At 50.7% G+C, this 19003-nt stretch carries 16 protein-coding genes and 2 pseudogenes; 8 read left to right on the forward strand and 10 right to left on the reverse strand.

Annotation, left to right across the window (positions count from 1 at the left end; genetic code table 11):
* Positions 1-2 precede the first annotated feature (2 nt).
* Together pobA and BLS62_RS32510 are read right to left on the reverse strand one after the other, a co-directional pair.
* Positions 3-1220 carry a 4-hydroxybenzoate 3-monooxygenase gene (gene pobA, locus BLS62_RS02500; protein WP_093176512.1) on the reverse strand — a complete coding sequence of 406 codons (1218 nt, stop codon included), beginning with the start codon at positions 1218-1220 and terminating at the stop codon, positions 3-5.
* 246 nt (positions 1221-1466) lie between these two features.
* Complete coding sequence (locus BLS62_RS32510; RefSeq protein WP_280141815.1) at positions 1467-1592, reverse strand: hypothetical protein; 126 nt, start codon at positions 1590-1592, stop codon at positions 1467-1469.
* A 374-nt stretch (positions 1593-1966) separates the two neighbouring features.
* Between BLS62_RS32510 and BLS62_RS02505 the strand changes: the two genes are divergently transcribed.
* Positions 1967-2395, forward strand: coding sequence for a Gfo/Idh/MocA family oxidoreductase (locus BLS62_RS02505; RefSeq protein WP_093176515.1), 429 nt, complete (start codon positions 1967-1969; stop codon positions 2393-2395).
* Positions 2396-2413: 18 nt separating this feature from the next.
* The gene (locus BLS62_RS02510) at positions 2414-3106 is read left to right on the forward strand and encodes a GntR family transcriptional regulator (protein WP_093176517.1); all 693 of its coding nucleotides are present in this window, start codon (positions 2414-2416) and stop codon (positions 3104-3106) included.
* An 87-nt stretch (positions 3107-3193) separates the two neighbouring features.
* On the opposite strand, the pseudogene BLS62_RS32000 reads toward BLS62_RS02510, so the two are convergent.
* Both BLS62_RS32000 and BLS62_RS02515 read right to left on the reverse strand, forming a co-directional pair.
* A pseudogene (locus tag BLS62_RS32000) lies at positions 3194-3352 on the reverse strand (ABC transporter permease); the annotation flags it as partial.
* A 108-nt stretch (positions 3353-3460) separates the two neighbouring features.
* The gene (locus BLS62_RS02515; RefSeq protein ID WP_093176520.1) at positions 3461-4174 is read right to left on the reverse strand and encodes a GntR family transcriptional regulator; all 714 of its coding nucleotides are present in this window, start codon (positions 4172-4174) and stop codon (positions 3461-3463) included.
* A 108-nt stretch (positions 4175-4282) separates the two neighbouring features.
* On the opposite strand from BLS62_RS02515, the gene uxuA reads away from it, so the two are divergent.
* The 6 genes and pseudogenes from uxuA (at position 4283) to BLS62_RS02545 (ending at position 10273) form a co-directional block, all read left to right on the forward strand.
* Positions 4283-5512, forward strand: coding sequence for a mannonate dehydratase (uxuA, locus tag BLS62_RS02520; RefSeq protein ID WP_093176523.1), 1230 nt, complete (start codon positions 4283-4285; stop codon positions 5510-5512).
* Positions 5513-5945: 433 nt separating this feature from the next.
* Positions 5946-6926 carry a TRAP transporter substrate-binding protein gene (locus BLS62_RS02525; RefSeq protein ID WP_244283452.1) on the forward strand — a complete coding sequence of 327 codons (981 nt, stop codon included), beginning with the start codon at positions 5946-5948 and terminating at the stop codon, positions 6924-6926.
* A 99-nt stretch (positions 6927-7025) separates the two neighbouring features.
* The gene (locus BLS62_RS02530; protein WP_093176526.1) at positions 7026-7520 is read left to right on the forward strand and encodes a TRAP transporter small permease; all 495 of its coding nucleotides are present in this window, start codon (positions 7026-7028) and stop codon (positions 7518-7520) included.
* Positions 7520-8796 (forward strand): annotated as a pseudogene (locus BLS62_RS02535) (TRAP transporter large permease). The gene BLS62_RS02530 and the pseudogene BLS62_RS02535 overlap by 1 nt, the downstream one beginning before the upstream one ends.
* A gap of 65 nt (positions 8797-8861) precedes the next feature.
* A complete protein-coding gene (locus BLS62_RS02540; protein WP_093176529.1) occupies positions 8862-9914 on the forward strand; it encodes an L-idonate 5-dehydrogenase in 1053 nt (350 codons plus the stop codon).
* Positions 9915-9988: 74 nt separating this feature from the next.
* Complete coding sequence (locus tag BLS62_RS02545; protein WP_143521481.1) at positions 9989-10273, forward strand: hypothetical protein; 285 nt, start codon at positions 9989-9991, stop codon at positions 10271-10273.
* Positions 10274-10309: 36 nt separating this feature from the next.
* Here the strand turns inward: BLS62_RS02545 and BLS62_RS02550 are convergent, their stop codons facing one another.
* From BLS62_RS02550 to BLS62_RS02575, 6 genes are all read right to left on the reverse strand, one after another.
* Positions 10310-11476: a polysaccharide biosynthesis/export family protein gene (locus BLS62_RS02550; protein WP_093176534.1), complete on the reverse strand. Its 1167-nt coding sequence runs from the start codon at positions 11474-11476 to the stop codon at positions 10310-10312.
* Positions 11477-11680: 204 nt separating this feature from the next.
* Positions 11681-12064, reverse strand: coding sequence for a RidA family protein (locus BLS62_RS02555; protein ID WP_093176537.1), 384 nt, complete (start codon positions 12062-12064; stop codon positions 11681-11683).
* 10 nt (positions 12065-12074) lie between these two features.
* Positions 12075-12929: a pyridoxal kinase PdxY gene (gene pdxY / locus BLS62_RS02560; RefSeq protein ID WP_093176540.1), complete on the reverse strand. Its 855-nt coding sequence runs from the start codon at positions 12927-12929 to the stop codon at positions 12075-12077.
* 74 nt (positions 12930-13003) lie between these two features.
* On the reverse strand, positions 13004-14281 hold the full coding sequence (mtr, locus tag BLS62_RS02565) for a tryptophan permease (RefSeq protein WP_093176543.1): 1278 nt from the start codon (positions 14279-14281) through the stop codon (positions 13004-13006).
* Between the two features lie 80 nt (positions 14282-14361).
* Positions 14362-15762, reverse strand: a complete 1401-nt coding sequence (locus BLS62_RS02570; protein ID WP_093176545.1) for a tryptophanase — start codon at positions 15760-15762, stop codon at positions 14362-14364.
* Between the two features lie 1090 nt (positions 15763-16852).
* Complete coding sequence (locus BLS62_RS02575; RefSeq protein WP_093176548.1) at positions 16853-19000, reverse strand: 3-hydroxyacyl-CoA dehydrogenase NAD-binding domain-containing protein; 2148 nt, start codon at positions 18998-19000, stop codon at positions 16853-16855.
* Positions 19001-19003 lie beyond the last annotated feature (3 nt).

Raw genomic sequence — 19003 nt, forward strand, 5'->3', positions numbered from 1 at the left:
ACCTATGCCGCCGTCAACGTAAGCGCGTCCAGCTCTTCGAACGGCAGGCCAACATATTCCTCTGCAAGGGCGCGTTGATGGGCTTCGTTTTGCAACAGCAGCTCGTAGCTGTTGTGTTGGATTTTGGAATCGAAGCCGTTCATATCGGGGAAGACGTGCATCATCTGCGTCATTCTCCAGGAGAAGTTCTCGGAACTCCAGACACGGCGTAGCGCAAGCTCAGAATAACGTTGAAGATGCGTTGGCCTATCGCTTTTGATCTGCTCCACCAATCCTCGGGAGAGGTAATGAACGTCTGATGCTGCCAGATTAAGCCCCTTGGCGCCTGTTGGCGGAACGATGTGGGCCGCATCACCAGCAAGGAACAGGCGACCATATTGCATAGGCTCCGCCACAAAACTGCGCAGCGGGGCAATAGATTTTTCAATGGAAGGCCCGGTTTCAATCTCAGCTGCAACATCGGCAGGGAACCGCGCCAGCAACTCCTCCCAGAACCGGTCATCAGACCAATCCAGAACACTGTCAGAAAGCGGGCACTGAATGTAATAGCGGCTCAGCAGCCTGTTGCGCTGAGAGGCCAAGGCAAACCCACGTTCGTGATAGGCATAAACAAGGTCCGGCAACGGTGGGACTTCCGCCATAATGCCCAGCCAACCGAACGGATAAGCGCGCTCGTAGCAGCGTAGAATATCGGCAGGGATGGTTTTGCGGCTCACACCGTGGAACCCGTCACACCCGGCGATGTAATCACACTCCAGACGGTAACTCTGTCCATCCTTGGTGTAGGTGACATGTGGTTTGTCTGAGGTCACCTCATGCAGGGCAACATCGGCCACTTCATTGAGGATATTGCCGCCAGCACGTTCGCGGGCGTCATAAAGGTCCTCGGTAATTTCGGTCTGGCCGTACACCATCATCCTTTTGCCAGTCCATTTGTGCGTATCAATGAAATGGCTATCCAGCCCTTGGCGGGTGATCCATGACCCGTCTTTACTCTTGCCGTTTTCATCCATACGCTCAGCAAGACCGTAATCCCGCAGAAGTTGCACAGTGCCTGCTTCTAACAGACCCGCGCGAATGCGAGACAGGACATAGGCTTTGGATTGCCGTTCTAAAACAACGCTATCAATGCCGTTTTCGCTGAGGATGTGAGAAAGTAACAGACCTGAAGGACCGCCGCCGATAATCGCAACCTGAGTACGATCACTTTGCTGGGTCATAGAATATTCCTTACTATCAAAGACATCTGACAGGTCGCGGCAAGTGGGGTCGGCGCAAACTCAGAGGTAAAATGAACTATAAATACACATGTAGAATTTACGTCAGTGTTGCCGTTTATGATTGATATGTAAAATTGATTTATAGGCAAAACACATAGCAAAATTGCTATCATACGGGTGTATGAGTGCATAATTGCCCGGTTGCAAACTTGATTTCGGGGCTTGTTTTCCCGGACGTCTTTTTATCTAAGCTGCAGTCAAATCTGGGTGTTCTTCGATATACTCAGCAGCATCGGCAATCACATCATTACCCACGCCAAAGGCGCGCTTAACCAGACGCACTCCGCCCTGAACGCCGACATGTAACCTCATCTGATTGCCCTGGCCCTTATGATGGACGTGCATCACTTCAATGCACTTGAGTGTGGCGTAGGTCGTTTGTTTTACTCGTGGGTCTTGTCAATTAGGTTCCATAAGGTCGATTATACGCATCACAAATTCGCTATACTTAGGTTTTATCGCAAAGCTCGTTGCTTTGTTCAGTTTCAAATGCACCCAGAACCCAAAAAGAAGTGATCCTGCAGCAGCCGGCATTGATGTTGTTACGCTCAATTGGTGGGTCTGCATTCTCATCGCGAATGGGTTTAGAGGCTGCTCACTCGATAGGCACCTGAGCGAGCAGAGAGTTCCAATCAAACAACAGTTTATGGCGCTCGCAGGATGAATCTATTTGGTCAACAACTGTAATGCACACCATGGAAGCAGAGGATTTTGCGACCGCAGGCATCAAGTTCGCTTCAGGTGCTGCCGGATCCATCATGGCGACGACAGCAACAATTGCCGGTGGATCAGAGAGCATCACCTTGGATGGAACGCGTGCTTCCGCTACACTTGAAGATGGGCAGCTGACACTCACCTACCAAAACGGATCTACTGAAACGTTTGGAGAGCTGGCAAGCGCGGGCGGCGGCGCTGACCCAATGGCGTTTTCGTGTGAGGCCCACCGGGATCTCATCCGCGATTTCGCACTGAGTATTCTGGAAGCCCGTGCGCCTCGAATAACAGCGCGCGAAGGCTTGCGGGTTCATGCATTAATTGAAGCTATTGTGGCTTCGTCGCGCGAGGGAAGACGCCTTCCCGTTCAAAGCGCGGAACCAACCAAGGCCTTTTTATAAGGCACAGAGGCACTCAAAATGCCAAGGCCTAGAAAAAACGCAGAGAACTTTGACTTTGTTGACTTCTTTAAAGCCGTCACATTTGACCGGACCAAACCACTTGGTCCGCAGGTCTATAGCGAAGTGCGCCTGCAGATTGTACTCTCCAACATTCCGCCCGAGACGCAAGTCAATGAACCGGTCCTTTCCCACGCGTTGAATGTCAGTCGTACCCCTATGCGATACGCTTATCAAAAGCTCATCAGCGAACAGCTTATTGTCAGCCGCCCCCGCAGCGGCTCCATGGTCGCAGGGCACAGTGAGAAACTCATTCGCGATGGCATCATTATTCGCAGGGCACTGGAGCGGGAGATTGTCCGCATTCTGTGCATTTCTCAGGTGGACCTCACCCCGCTCGATCCCATTTTGAAAGAGCAGCGGGATGCCGTGCAAGAGCAGGATCACGTTGCCTATTTTAAGGCCGATGAGCGGTTCCACAAGATGCTGGCCAAACTGGCCGATCTCTCGGTTGCTTGGAAACTAGCACTGGCAGCAAAAGGCCACACGGACCGCGCCCGTCTATCGCTGATGTCAAAAGATAGCTCTCGCCTCAACCGAGCGTTCACCGAACATATTGAGCTCATCGTGGCTTTGGAAACCGGTAACAACACGCAAGCGGAAACTCTCATATCCCGGCATGTGGACGCTATCTTGCAGTACTTCCCGGAATAAAAAAGCAGGAGGCCGGACGAGGGCTCTCCTGCTTATGTTTAGGCATCATCTTTGGGAGGTTTTGCCTAAATTTATTTGTGGCCTCGCTCACGCTTTACTGCGCTTGCGCTGACGGAATTGATCCGCAACCACTCCTGTTATTATGATAACACCCTTCATAATGTCTTGGATGTAAGCACCAATACCAAGAAACGTAAAACCACTCCTCATTGTACCCAGAAGAATGGTGCCAATGAGGGTTCAACTGCTGCTCGTATAATAAGTGTCTCCGCCGATGTGAATTTCCGGGTCGAAATCGGCTTAGCTCGGCTCTCCGAATTTTCTGGGTCAACTTTATTTCTGATAGTTTTATTTTTAAGCGCAGAAGAGCTCTTCGTTGTCACGCTCGATTGCTGGCAGCGATTTTAGGATCTCCCGCAGGTGCACTTCCATTGTTTCCTGCGCGATCTGCATATCTCCTGATGCAATAGCGCTCACAATCGCCCGGTGTTGAGCAACCAGAGCGGAAACCGGCGTCGCATCGTTAAGACTCAAAAAGCGCACCCGGTCCAATTGGATTTTCATATCAGAGACCAGACGCCATCCCAGGGCGCAATCCACACCAGCAGCTATGGCGCTATGAAAAGCTTCATCCAGTCGCAGAAATTCCTTGTTGTCTTTCTGCTTTGACGCCAATTCCTGACGCTCAATAATCCGATCCAACTCTGCAACAAGTGTATCCTTGTCGTCAGCAGTGGCGGCTTTGCGCACCATTGCCACTTCCAGTGCTTCGCGCATGAACTGGGCGTTTTTAACATCGCGCCGTGAAATCATAACCACGAACGTTCCGCGTTGCGGACGGATCTCAACCAGTCCAACATCCGCCAGTTTTATGAAGGCCTCGCGTACGGGTTGCCGTGAAACTCCAAGCGTCTTGGATACGTCGGCTTCAGAAATAGAACTGCCGGGCATCAACATCAACTGAATGATGCATTTCTTCATGGTGTTATAAACGCGCACGGCAATAGTTCCGTCTTCCTGTGCGGCGAATGTACTTTCCAGTTGTCCAAGCTTCGGTTTTGTACTCATGTTGACAAGGTACTACCATACTAGTTGATTAACAACCTGAGAACTTATCAATTTTTTGGGTTTCTAACATCTGATTATGCCGAGACCCACCTTGAAGAAAGAAGAGTAATGAGAGCATCCTGGAGATGGTTCGGTCCCCGCGACCTCTGCACTATGGGCGACATTTTGCATGTAGATGCCAAAGGAATTGTCAGTGCATTGCACCATATTCCAGACGGTGTTCTGGTTAGCCCAGAAGAAATTGCCAAACGCCAGAATGAGGTTCGCTTCCTACCTGATGGCACGCCGACCGGAATGGAATGGGAGATTATTGAAAGCCTGCCAATTTCTGAGGATATCAAACAACAATCAGGAAACTGGCGGGAGCATATTACCAACTACAAGCAGAGCCTTGAGAACCTAGCAGCCGCAGGCATCAAGACGGTTTGCTACAACTTTATGCCGATTCTGGATTGGACCCGCACCGATCTGCATTACCGCTTGCCTAACGGCGCAACGTGCATGCGTTTTGATATCCATGATTTTGCGGCCTATGACCTGCACCTTCTTAACCGCAATGGCGCAAAGCAAGACTACACCGCTGACGTGCGCGAAGAAGCTGCAAAGCGTTTTGCTGGCATGGATGACCTGATGAAGGAGAAGCTCGCGTCCAGCATCATGTGCGGCCTGCCCGGTGCCAAAAAACAGGAAATATCCCACGTTCTGGATGCTCTGGCGCTTTACAAAGATATTGACGAAGACAAGCTGCGTTCCAACTTCGTCGACTTCCTCAGTGAGATTATCCCGGTTGCTGAACGTCTTGGCATCAAAATGGGCTGTCATCCAGACGATCCACCCTTCCCGTTGCTAGGATTGCCGCGCATTTCTTCAACCGAGGCACAGTTCAAAATTCTGCTGGACGCGGTTGATAGCCCTTCAAATGGCATTTCCTTGTGCACCGGGTCTTTGGGTGTTCGCCTGGATAATGACTTGCCCGGCATGATGGACCGCCTGGGCCACAAGGTGCACTTCCTGCACATCCGCAATGTGGTGAGTGAGCAGCCACAGTCCACTGACGGAATAGTTCGGCTGGGTAATTTCTACGAATCCGAGCACCTCATAGGCAACACGGATCTGGTTGCGCTCATCGCATCTGTTCTTCGTGAGGAAAACCGTCGCCGGGATGCTGGTCAGTCAGATTGGGAGCTTCCATTCCGCCCGGATCACGGCCTTGATATTCTCGATGATATCGGACGCGCCACCCAGCCGGGATATCCAACAATTGGCCGTATGAAGGGCCTTGCTGAGATGAATGGCATCATCGCGGCACTCAAGCACGAGCAGTTTGGCGTCCATTAAAAATGGACCGGTGGGTTGTGGTGCCGTAGCGCATTTATGGCCTTCCACCAGCCGGGAGTGGGTTTGGGGATATTTACTATGTCGACTAGAATGGTAGTTATAAACATAGGTGAATCTCCCAATTTCTCAGGACTAAAACCCTGCTAGATATATTAACGAAATACCACTGTACTCTCAAAGTAATCTTGCGTTTAAAATGGGAAATAACAGCCAAGTTTGATTGCTGCTGAGTATTAATAGCATGTAAGGACAGCAACATTTACGCCCTTACATATAACTACTTAATCGACGGGCATTGGTACTATTTGGATATCCGAAACACTTCTTTGTATATCTGTAATAGTTACAATATTTTCTGAGAAAACCACGTTTAACGGTCTTGTCATCTTGCTAAATCACACAGCAAGATCATAGAAAAACGTTGGGAGCTTCTATGTTTTCTGTCAAATCTCTACTCATGTCAGCCGCTGTTGGCCTTACCGCTATCGGACTTGCAGCAGGCAGCGCTAGCGCAGCTGATGTGACGCTGAAGCTTGGTCACCTGGCAAACGAAGCCAACCTCTGGCACAAAACTTCCATCAAATTTGCTGAAGAAGTTGCAGCACGCACCGATGGTCGCATTGAAGTTCAGATCTTCCCAAATGAATCATTGGGTAAAGAAATCGATCTCATCAATGGCATGCAGCTCGGCACCGTAGATTTTGCGATTACCGGCGAATCCTTGCAGAACTGGGCACCAAAAGCTGCTCTGCTTGCAGTTCCATACGCATACAAATCTCTGGATCACATGACAGAGGTTGCTAACAGCGAAATTGGTAAGGCAATCGAAGCACAGATTATTGAACGTGCTCGTGTCCGTCCACTGGCAATCATGGTTCGTGGTCCACGTAACCTGACAACAAACCGTCCAATCAAATCACCTGATGATCTGAACGGCCTGAAAATGCGCGTTCCTAACGTTCCTCTGTTCGTGGACGTATGGAAATCCTTGGGCGCACAGCCAACCCCAATGGCGTTCTCAGAAGTATTCACGTCTTTGCAGAACGGCACTATTGATGCGCAGGAAAACCCACTTGCACTCATCAAATCCGCGTCTTTTAATGAAGTTCAGAAATACGTAAACAAGACAGAGCATGTAAACAGCTGGATCTACATTGCAATGTCCGAGCTGACATACAGCGACCTGTCTGCTGCTGACCAAGAAGCAATCGTTGCAGCCGGCAAGTTTGCTGAAAAATGGTACCGCTCCAACTTTGACGCAATGCAGAGCGAGCTGGAAGCTGAGCTTAAAGAAAAAGGCATGACCTTTGTTGAAGTAGATAAAGCCGCCTTCTCTAAGAAAGCAAAAACCGCTGTTCTTGCTAACGTTTCTGAAGAAATTCGCCCAATTGTTGAAGCTCTCTTCAGCAAATAAGCCAAACGGAGCGCCGACTTTACAGTCGGCGCTCTCATTGTATTCACTCACGACATCATCCGGCCTTCACCCATCCGGTCCAGTGAGAAGGATGTCACCATGTTTTCCTCCACCCTTGTCAGGTTCTTTCGGATAGCGACGGGACTGGCCTTTGCAGTTTTGATATATGCGGTTCTCGTTCAGGTTCTGGGCAGAAACGTATTCAACGACTCCCCAGTCTGGACTGAAGAACTGACCCGCTTTGCCCTGCTTTATCTGGCAGCATGTGGAGTTGGACTTTCCTTGCGAACAGGCGATCTCGTAAATGTTGACATCCTCATCAACTACTTCCCTACGAAGATCCGTCGCGCGTTTTTGATTTTTGCCTCAGTCGCCACCGCAGCTTTGTGCGCAACGCTTATGATCCCGGCATGGCGCTTTACAGCCATCGGTAAATGGCAAACATCCCCTGCCCTGAGTTGGCGTATGGACTTCATTCATGCCAGCACAATCATCTTCCTTGGATCAATCCTCCTATTTGCCCTGCTTAAAATATTTGAGGGAATCCGGGACTTTAATGGTCCCGAAGACCAAATTGGCGAGGAATCGGAATAATGGAACTTGCTATTCTTCTCGGGGTCTTCCTCATCGGCCTTGCCATTGGCATCCCAGTCGCAATAACGCTGGGGCTGTCCTCCCTCTCCTATCTCATGTTCATGGGAATCCCGCTGGTTTCCATGCCGCAGAAGATGTATGCGGGCATGGATGTCTTCACACTGCTGTGTATTCCCGGGTTTATCCTTGCCGGTAACCTGATGAACAATGGCGGCATCACCGAGCGCATTATCCGCTTTGCAAATGCTGGCGTTGGTTGGATGCGTGGCGGACTGGGCCTAACCAACATTGCCGGGTCCATGCTGTTTGGCGGCATCTCCGGAACCGCTGTCGCCGATGCGGCCTCAATTGGCGGCATGATGATCCCGGGCATGAAAAAAGCCGGGTATCCAGGTGACTTTTCTGCCGCTGTAACCGCTGCCTCTTCCACCGTTGGACCAATGATCCCCCGAGCCTGCCCATGATCATTGTTGGGTCTCTCACCGGTATTTCCGTTGGCAAGATGTTCCTTGCGGGCGCTGTTCCCGGTGTCCTTCTGGGCATTGGTATGATGATCACCTGTTACATCATCGCGATCAAAAAGGGCTTCCCGAAACAGAAATGGGAAGGCTTCCGCGAACTGTTCAGGTCCTTCCTCAGCGCGTCCTGGGCACTGGCCATGACAGCCCTGATCGTTGGTGGCTTGCTCTCCGGGCTGGTAACGCCAACGGAGACCGCCGTAATCGCCAGTGTCTATGCTCTGTTGGTTGGTGCCTTTGTCTACCGCAAATTGCGGTTGCGGGATGTGCCGCGCATCGTCATTGACAGCGCCATCTCATCCGCCGCCATTCTGGCCCTTGTTGGCTTTGCAAACGTGTTTGGCTGGATCCTGGTTTCAGAACGCATTCCACAAATGATCGCGGATGCTGTGCTCGGGTTTACGACCAACAAATATGCCGTGATCCTGCTCATCAACTTGCTGCTGCTGTTTGTTGGCATGTTCATGGAAACAATCGCCGCGCTGATCATTCTGTTCGTTCCGCTGTTGCAGTTGGCGACCAGTGTTGGCGTCGAACCTTTGCACTTTGCGACATTCGCGGTTCTCAATCTGATGCTCGGACTGACAACACCACCTGTTGGTGTATGCCTGTTCGTTTGTGGTGGCATTGCCAAGTTGCCGCTCTCTAAAATTGTTAGGGCGATCTTGCCCTTCCTATTCTCCAACCTGCTGGTTCTGCTGATGGTTAGTTATATTCCTTCCCTGGCAACCTGGTTGCCTAACTACCTGATGCCATAACAGAAAGAGGCAAGGCTCTCCCCCTTGCCTCTCCCCTATTTACGTTTGGACGGAGCATACTCCCCATGACTGACGCCAGAACAATGCTGAGTTTTTCGATTGAAACCGAGACCAAAAAAGGTGTGATCGAACAGCCAGTTCCCGTGCCGGGCCCGGGCGAAGTGCTCATCAAAATGTCAGTGGTTGGGATCTGCGGTTCAGATATTCACTATTACAGATCTGCCGCTTGTGGTGCCTTCCAGATCCGTGAGGCATTTACTCCCGGTCACGAAGCTTGCGGCGTTGTCGAAGCGCTTGGAGACGGTGTTACCGGGCTTGAAGTTGGCCAGCTGAGCGCCATCAACCCTTCCAGAACCTGCGGTGAGTGTAGCCATTGTTTGGACGGCGATAATCACCTTTGCACCAACAACGGCTTTATGGGGTCCGCGTCTCGCTTCCCGCACAGCCAGGGCATGATGAAAGAGTATTTCCTCGTAAAGCAGGGCCAATGTTACCCTGTTCCTGACGAAACGCCAGTAGAGCAACTCGCTTGTGCCGAGCCCTTCTCCGTTGCCCTTCATGCTTTACAGCGCGCCGGTAATTTGTTCGGCAAACGCGTATTGATTGTTGGCGGCGGGACCATTGGTCAGCTTGCAGCCATCGGGGCCAAGTTGGCTGGAGCAAGCTTTGTTGCGTTGTCCGACCCGACCGAACATGCCCGCACAGTTGCCCAGCAGGTTGGCGTGGATGTATCCGTGGATTCATTGTTGCCGCTGGATCAGAAGCTGGACACGCTCGGCCTGTTTGACGTGTGCCTTGAAGCGGCTGGTGCAGAGCCAGCCTTGGCTGACTGCATTGAGCTGCTAAAACGCAAGGGCGTTATTGTTCAAATCGGGACTTTGCCGATCATGCAAGGCCGCGCAAACTTCAACGCTATCATGGCGAAGGAACTGGATTACCGCGGCTCATTCAGGTTCCATCAGGAATTCCGCCATGCGGTTGAATTGATTGTGAGCGGCAAGGTTGACCTGTCCCCGATCTTGTCCGGGTCCTACCCCCTGTCTCAAGCATCAAAAGCCTTTGACAGAGCCGTAGAAGGCGGCACAGCAACCAAATTGACGGTGCTGGCAGAACGATAAGTTTCTGGGTGATGTGAGCAATGACGGCGAGCCAACTAACGCATGAGTGAAGCTTATGGAAAGGTAAAAGGGTGGTGATTGAGAAGAACGGTCTCACCCTCGTGATAAAGTATATCAAACCCATCCTTGAGGTATTCAAAGAACTGACCTGCCGTCAGGCAGCTCAAGATTCAACAGGCACCCCGGAGCGTTTCGTCGGCATGCAATTACAGCGGCGCTCACCGGATTCATCGACTGCAATTCCACCCGCCTTCGCCATACCTTCCAGCGTTTTCTCCAAAACTGCGGTTTCAAACGGACCAGGCAAAAATGTTGTTGATTGTCACATTGCTATGGGCAGCCTGCCGCGCCAAACCTAACTAGTTTATTTCCCAATCACTCAATTTGAGATTGCTTTATGGAAATGCTGCTAAGGCAACTCCGGTGCGTAATGTGCCGGTTACGGGTGATACAAGTATGCTGATGAATTTATTGATCTCTGAGACGGATGCATTGGCAACGTAAATCACATCCTTGTCTTTAATCTCAAAGGCTTGTGTTAAGAACAGTCCGCTAGGTTCTTGGAGGTTGATCCGATACACAATCGGCACTGTCTTAAACTCGTTATGCTGCTCTTGTGGTGGTAGCAATGGCATCATTTTTTGCCGGTCTTCAAAGCGGAACAGAAATACGCCGGAGGCATCTGCTGTTCCATCGTGTAGGCCGCCTGACATTCCAATAGCTTCTGACAGGCTGACACGTGAAGCTGGAAAATTTTGCTTTTTACGTTGAACCACAGCACCGAATACGGTGAACGACTTTGGCTGATGAGAGACGCTCACAATGTCACGAGGCTGTAACCAGATGTTATTTGCAGTTTGCTCGGCAAGGTCGTCTAGGCCAAATCTAAATTTGCTTTTGTCTCGAACGACAGTGATCTTAGTCTCATAATCTGGGTGTCGCGTGCCTCCAGCTTCTGAAATCACTTCCACAAGGCTTAAGCCATCCTCGTGGACACGATACTGCCCTGACCTTGCAACATCTCCGATAACAACAACCTGATGAGATCCATTTGCCTGCAGGTTTACAACAACTTGCGGGTCGACCGCTTTGCCTTTAAGTCCCGCCATGATTTGTTTTCGGACTTGTGAGATCGTCTTATTCTCAACATCAAGTTCACCCACGTAGGGAACAAAGATCTGGCCTTCATCATCGACAACCAAGGCTAACTCGGTTCGTTTCTGGCCTTGGGTTGAAAAAAGTCCGTCCGTAATGGATTCCCAAATGCCGACAGAGAGTTGGTCTCCTACTCCAACTCGGATCGCACTTCGCTTTCCTTTGGCGACGCGAAACTCTTTGGGAGGGAGATTGTCAGCATATTTGGAAAGGTGTTGAACTGTCGGGACATCCACGTCCAGCATCACGTAATCGAGGACACGTTTGTCCTGCTGTGACATTGCTGTCTCAACTTGATAAGCACTTGGGCCATATCCGGGAACCTCCGAGCAACCAACCAAAGTCAGAAGTGCGATGGCCGCCACAAAAGACCCAAATCGGCATGATGTATGCGAGCGTTTTTTCACAAATGAATCCTGCAGTATTCGCGGGATTCGGAGTAGCTATTGTATTTGAGTGTTGCGCAAATCGCGCAGCTCTATTTCGGGAGTAGTTAGTGCTACAGGTGAGCTTGCTTCGACAGATATAAGGTAACCTGAATCTCGTTTTTCGTGTTCAAATGAGGGCAATGCCTGCGTTGGACTGCAGGCATTGCGGGGTAACTCCTGTCCTTATTTAGGGCAGGCGATCATTTCGATTTCTACAAGTGCGTCTTTTGGCAAGCGTGCAACTTCAACACAGGAACGAGCTGGGAATGGTGCATTGTTGTCTTCAAAGAATTTGCCGTAAACTTCGTTCACACGGCCAAAATCATTCAAATCTTTCACGAAAACGGTTGTTTTCATGATGTTAGCAGCCGCAAGACCAGCAGCTTCTACAATCGCCAAACCGTTCTTCAAGGACTGAAGGGTCTGGTCAGCTACGTCCGCTGGCATTTCACCTGTTTCCGGATTGATTGGCAGCTGGCCTGATGTGATGATCATGGAACCAAGGTTTACGCCCTGTACATATGGACCAATCGCTGCAGGAGCTTTGGAGGTATCAATCGCAGTCATTTTCTTTCCTCTATAGAGTTTTGAGTTTGAACACATCTGATGGGGAGATGAATTCATTTTGAGCGGCAATCGTTTGCAGCTCCCACTCAGCTTTATCGTGTGTGGCTTTTAGAATGCCGTAGACCGCATTGTTGCAGTGCTCAAACGCTTCTACGGCAGTCGCGCCGTTCAGATAACCAGCGGCAAATACGGATGTTATCAAGTCGCCAACGCCAACAGGCTGACGATCAAACGATAAATGCGGGCGCTGCGCCAAATAATTGCCGTCCGGCGTTGCCAACATCATCGTAAATGCTTCATCGGAAACGCTGTGCAAATGTTTGGCAAGGACCATCTTGGGGCCTTTTTCGCGGGCAATTGTGCAAGCGCGCTCAGCTTCCTCTAGGGAGGAGATCGGCTCACCGATAAACTGAGACAGCTCAAACTGGTTCGGTACGATCACATCTGCCATTGGCAACAGTTTGCTGACCAACAGTTCCGCAACACCTTCGCTGACGATGCAGCCTTTGTCAGGCGCTCCCATCACGGGGTCACAAAAATAGAGGCAATCCGGGTTGTGGCGACGAACTTCGCTCACAATATCGGCAATGACATCGCAGTGAGACGCGCCGCCGAGGTAGCCCGTTACAATTCCTTTGATCTGGGAAAGAACGTTAAGTTTGGAGAGGCCTTCAAACATTTCAGCAATTTGTTTTGCGTCATGAGCCTGCCCAGTCCAGCCTTGAGGATGCTGGGTGTGGTTTGAAAACTGGACCGTATTGATCGCCCAGACTTCGTGCCCCATCCGTTGCATCGGAAATACGGCGCAGCCATTGCCAGCATGGCCGTAAGTAACGTGAGACTGAATCGAGAGTATGCCTCTCATGGTTCTATTCCCCTTTGATACTGAGGTTCACACCAGTGAACCTCAGTTGTGTTTGTTGAGTTCAGATCTACTTGTTATGGGTAAACAGGTAGAAGGTTGAACATTCCTAGAATGTGGCTGGTACCAACGACCACACCGAAGCCGAAGATGATCCAGACCAATGTCTCACCACCCCATACACGGAACTGGGGATTGCCAAATTTCTTACGGCTGACACGAACCATTAGCGATGGAACAATTGCTGTCCAGATGGTTGCAGCAAGACCGGCGTAACCAATTGCAATGATGAACCCATTTGGAAAGAAGATGCCGCCAATGAGCGGTGGCACGAAGGTGACTGCTGCCGTTTTTAAACGACCTTCTTTACTGTCGTCGAAATTCAACAAGTCAGCAAGGAAATCGAACAGACCAAGCGCCACGCCAAGGAAAGAACTGGCGACTGCCATGTTACCGAAAGCTGACAGCATGTTGGAAGCTGAAGTGCTTTCAACTGCACGGCCAAGTGCATCAACAAGAACTCCGATGTTACCGCCCTGTTCAATCACAGGTGCAAAGTCTGCACGGGAGATATTACCCAATGTTGCAAACAGCCAGATGATGTAAAGAAGCAGTGCAAGAACAGTCCCTGTGCCCAGACACATGACGATCTTTTTCGGATCTTTGCCGTAATACTTCATCAGGCTTGGTACGTTGTGGTGGTAGCCAAATGATGCAAGGCAGAACGGAAGAGCTGCAAATAGGAACGGGAAGTAACTGCCCGTACTCATGCCGCTTTCGGTATCAAAGAAGATCGCAGCCTTCATGTTGAAAGTGTAACCAGTCACGGACATGAAGAACGTGACGATCATACCGCCAAGCAAAATAGTGGTAATGCGATCAACAGCTTTGGTAGACCACCAGACGAAGAATGCGAGACCTACCGCAAACATCAGTCCGGCCAGAATCTGCGGTGGTGCAAAACCGACAGTTGCTTCCAAAGTATGTACGACAATGGAACCGCCGCCAGAGATGTATGCATAACAAAGGATATAACCAACGAAGGCTACTGCTATGTTATTAATGGTGTTCCACCTTTTCCCAAGGGTGTCTTTTACCATTGTGTCGAAGCTTGAGCCGACTGGGTAATTCAGGTTTGTTTCAAGGATCATCAAACCGGAATGCAACATGCAGAACCATGTGAATACCAGTGCGGCAATTGCCCAGATGCTCCACATACCGGCGCTAACCGTCGGTACAGAAAACATACCAGCGCCGACTGCGGTGCCGGCAATAATCATCGCTCCTCCCAAGAACGATGGACTGACTTTTGTAGCGGTGCCAGTTAATCCGCTTAGTTGTGTGCCCTCAGACATTTACTTCTCTCCCGTGAAGTAGTGTGTGTATATCCGTGAGGAATAGGAAGGCGCCGAGCAGCGCCTCCCTTGCAATCAAATTACTTGATTGGTTTTAGGCGTGCAGTGAAGTGACGCAGCACAGGTGGCTCGTAATCAAACTCGAAACCTTTGATATTAGCTGCGTTTTTCGTAACTTCAATCAAAGCATCTGCGATGTAGTCCATATGATCGTTGGTGTAAACACGACGTGGAATGGCCAAACGCATCAGTTCAAGTGGAGCATCTTTCTGTTTGCCCGTTGCAGGGTCACGGCCCAGCAGGAAGGAACCAATTTCTACCGGACGAACGCCAGCTTCAAGGTACAGCGCGTTACACAGAGCCTGTGCAGGGAACTGATCACCTGGAATATGTGGCAAGATCTTGCGAGCATCTACAAATACTGCGTGACCACCCGTTGGGTACTGAATAGGAACACCGCCCTCAAGAAGACGTTCGCCCAAGTATTTAACCTGAGAAATACGGTAATGAAGGAAATCTTCGTCCGCACCCTCATGCAAACCTTGCGCCATTGCTTCCATGTCGCGACCAGCAAGGCCGCCGTATGTTACGAAACCTTCAAGCGGAACACAAAGGGTCTGTGCAGCCTGGAAAAGCTCGGTTTTGTCACGGATTGCGATCATGCCACCGATGTTGACGATTGCATCTTTTTTAGCGGACATGGTGAGCATGTCGCCGTAGGAGTACATTTCGCGGATGATGTCGGTGATGGATTTGTCTGCGTAACCTTCTTCACGTTGCTTGATGAAGTAAGCATTCTCACAGTAACGTGCGGAATCGATCACAACAGGAATGTCGTTTTTCTGTGCGATCTCATAGACTGCGCGCATGTTAGCCATAGAAACTGGCTGACCGCCCGAGCTGTTGCAGGTTACGGTGGTGATGATTGCAGCTACGTTTTTGGAGCCAGCTTTTTCAATCTCAGCTTCCAGCTTGACGAGATCGAAATCACCTTTCCAGTCGTAGTAAGTTACTGTATCGAAAGCTTTTTCAGTAACAACGTTAACGGCCTTGCCGCCATTCAATTCAACGTGTGCAGCTGTTGTGTCGAAGTGGAAGTTGGAGATGAAAACTGGATTTTCACCACCGCGAACGGTTTCCATGCGCTTGATGAGACAAGGGAACAGGATCTGCTCTGCGCCGCGGCCCTGGTGGGTTGGGATCAAGTATTCGTAGTTGAAGAAATGCTGCATTGCATCCTTCAGATGGAAGAAGTTACGGGAGCCAGCGTAGGACTCGTCGCCCATCATCATGCCGGCCCACTGCTTGTCGGACATTGCACCGGTGCCAGAGTCAGTCAGAAGGTCGATGTAAACATCATCGCTGCGCAGCAGGAATGGGTTGTAACCAGCTTCAGCAAGCGCGGCTTCGCGTTGTGCCTTATTGGTCATTTTGATAGGCTCAACCATTTTGATGCGGAACGGTTCTGGTATACGTTTCATGGTCTTAGTCCTTAAGTAACGAGACGCGCAGGGTCGGTCGCTCTCCGACCTCATAAACGCGAAGGGGATCATCTGCCTGAGATTGCAGGCGGTCTGATTTGGAATTTGAAACACATAGGCGGACAGCTTTTGGAATTGAATGAGACGGACGCACCTGTCCTACTTACGACCCCGCAAGGAGGTCGAATTTTGCCCGAGAAGACACAAGGGTGGATGTAGATCTACCGTGGCTCCAAGTAAAATGGGCGTTCTTCATTCAATTGTTAAAGGGGCTGTGTGGCCTTTAGGCTTATGCGCAGGCGCTGGGGAAGTCATAAGCAAGACGAACATCTTGCGTATACCATGCCAGGCACTCTTTATTGCGATACTGAAGAACCAGTTCTGACCGGCTCATGACATAACCCTCATTTTTACTGCTTATCGTCTGATAGCAAAGGCATATGAATACGGAACGGCCTTTGTTGTCAAGAAGCTATTGCGCGGCGACGCTACGTGATATGCCCTAGAGCAAGTATTAATTGTAGTATATCTATGTTTTTATTCTCTACTCGGCAATTTGTAATCAGAACTATAAATAAACTTGGCAGATTATGTTGTGAAGTCATCTCAGTGAAACTATAGATACTCCACAGGAATGCAGATTATCTGTTCCTATCTAGTAAGTTATAGAGATAACAGCTGAATATGCGGGACTGCGATCTTCAGACATATTGGGGGCCTTCCTTGCATTACTGGGATGAGTTTAGTGCTGGTCAATCCTTCCAATATATTTGCCTAGATATATCAAAAATCGACCATTTCGTGCGTCTAACATCTGTGAGATGTAAGAATATTACGGATCTCAGCGTTTGCTCTGCGTTTTTTGCAATGCTGCTATGCGCTGAGGCGGTTGATAACTTTTTCGTGAGGTGCGGGGTGCCGTGGTTTGAGCGCATCGAAAATGAACGCTACGTCGTTTAATCTATCTCATCTATCAATAGAAATATGCCCACATAGGAACGCGTTGTTTTGAAAGGTTTTGCGTTGCTATGTAATTTCGCGCAGACCGCCCCGCAGATGTAACCCTCCGCGGGGCGTCTTAAGTCCTGACTTAAGCGGCAGCCAATTTTTCGCTGCGCAGTTTGTTGAGGGCTGCTTCAGTCACTTTAAATCGAGGACCGTAAGCCGCGGCGAGTTCATCGGCCCGCGTCTTGAACGCTTCAAGGCCTACTCCGTGGATGAATTGCAATGCTCCGCCCGTATGAGCCGGGAAGCCGATGGCGAAGATGGAACCGATGTTGGCTTCAACCTCGGTCCGCAATACGTCTTCATCCAAACAGCGCAGTGTCTCGATGGCTTGACGGTACATCATGCGATCTTCTGCATCCTGCATGGAGACGTTCAGGTCGCGCTCCTTGAACTGGGTCAAGCCGTCCCAAAGCTTTTTGGTGCCGTCCGCTGCATACTCATAGAAGCCACCGCCATAATGACGACCTCCGCGATTCAGACCAACCATGGCTTGGCCGACTTTCACATTGGAACTGTCATCTGCCGGAAAGCCGTTCTCAACACCGAGGCGTTTGTCGAGTGCGATGTGGGTCTCGTGGATCTTTTTGGTCAGAACCATGGAAACTTCATCATGAACCGCGAGTGGTCCAACCGGCATACCAATTTTCCAAGCGGCACGCTCAATGGCAACAGGGCTCATGCCGTCACGCATCAACGCCAAGCCTTCATCAAGGTAGGTGCCAAAGACGCGGCTGGTGAAGAACCCGCGCTTGTCATTCACCACGATTGGCAGGTAGCCGATCTGCTGAACATAATCATAGGCCTTGCGAAGGGTCTCATTGCTGGTCATCTCACCCACGATAATCTCGACGACCTCCATTTTATCAACGGGCGAGAAGAAATGCAGACCAATGAAACGGGTTGGATCCGGGCAACTCTCTGCCAAAATGGAAATCGGCAGGGTTGAGGTGTTGGAGCCGTAAATGCCGGTGTCAGACAGCTGTTTGTAGGTTTCTGGAATAACCTTCTCTTTGAGGGAAATATCCTCGAACACAGCTTCAATAATGATATCTGTGCCTGCAAAGGTCTCATCGCTGTCCGTTGCGGTGATGCATCCCAGAAGAGCGGCCTTCTTCGCGTCATCCATCCGGCCACGTGTGATGGCTTTGTCCACCAGCTTTTCAGAATAGCCTTTGCCCTTCTCGGCATTCTCAAGGCTCATGTCCTTGAGCACAGTCGGCAGGCCACGGCTTGCATGCGCCCACGCAATGCCGGAGCCCATCATACCAGCGCCAAGAATGGCCGAACTGCTTGCTTTCCACGCCTCGCCTTGCGGGCGAACCTTGCCGGATTTGATGGCCTGCATACCGAAGAAGAACGTGGAGATTGCAGCACGTGCCTCTGTTGAGCGTAGAAGCGCCGTAAAGCCACGGCTTTCAGTGCGCAGAGCGCTGTCAAAACCCATGCGCATGGAATTGACAGCAATGTCTATGACCTTTTCAGGTGCAGGCATCAGGCCGCGCGTTTTGTTGACCAGCATGGTTGGGGCCATTGCAGCCACCATGCGCACCTTGGCACTGTCTGCACCGCCGCCCGGGTAACGGAAACCCTTCTGGTCCCATGACTGAACAACAGCCTCCGGATTGGCTTTGATCCACGCTTTTGCCGCGGGAATAAGCTCCTCTTGCGTTTCCACCAGTGCTTCCACCAGTCCAACTTTGAGCGCAGCAGCAGGTTTAAGCTGCTTGCCTTCCACCAGCAATGGCAAGGCAGTTTCCAGACCCAGCTTTGCGGTGAGACGAATAACGCCGCCCGCACCGGGTAAAAGTCCCAGTGTTGCTTCCGGCAGACCAACGACCGCCTTTGGCGTGTTGAGCAGAATGCGATGGTTGCAGGCGAGGCAGATCTCAAACCCGCCACCCAGTGCTGCGCCATTGATGGCAGCCACCACGGGAACCGGGAGTTTTTCCAGAGCCCGCAGCGGGGCTTTCATCTCTTCCACGTAGGCAAAGATGTCTTGCGGATCCATACTGCCGTGGAGCATTTCTTCCAGATCGCCGCCCGCGAAGAAGGTCTTCTTGGCGGAGGCAATCACAATGCCGGTCAGATCCTCTTCTGTGGAGAGTTTGGCAACCAGCTCCTTCATGCCTTCAGACCATGCACGGGTCATGGTGTTGGCAGATTTACCTTGAGAGTCGAAGGTAATTGTGACGATGCCGTCGACGTCTTTTTCGTACTTGTACTCTGACATGAT

The sequence above is a fragment of the Pseudovibrio sp. Tun.PSC04-5.I4 genome, assembly GCF_900104145.1.
GTDB lineage: Bacteria > Pseudomonadota > Alphaproteobacteria > Rhizobiales > Stappiaceae > Pseudovibrio.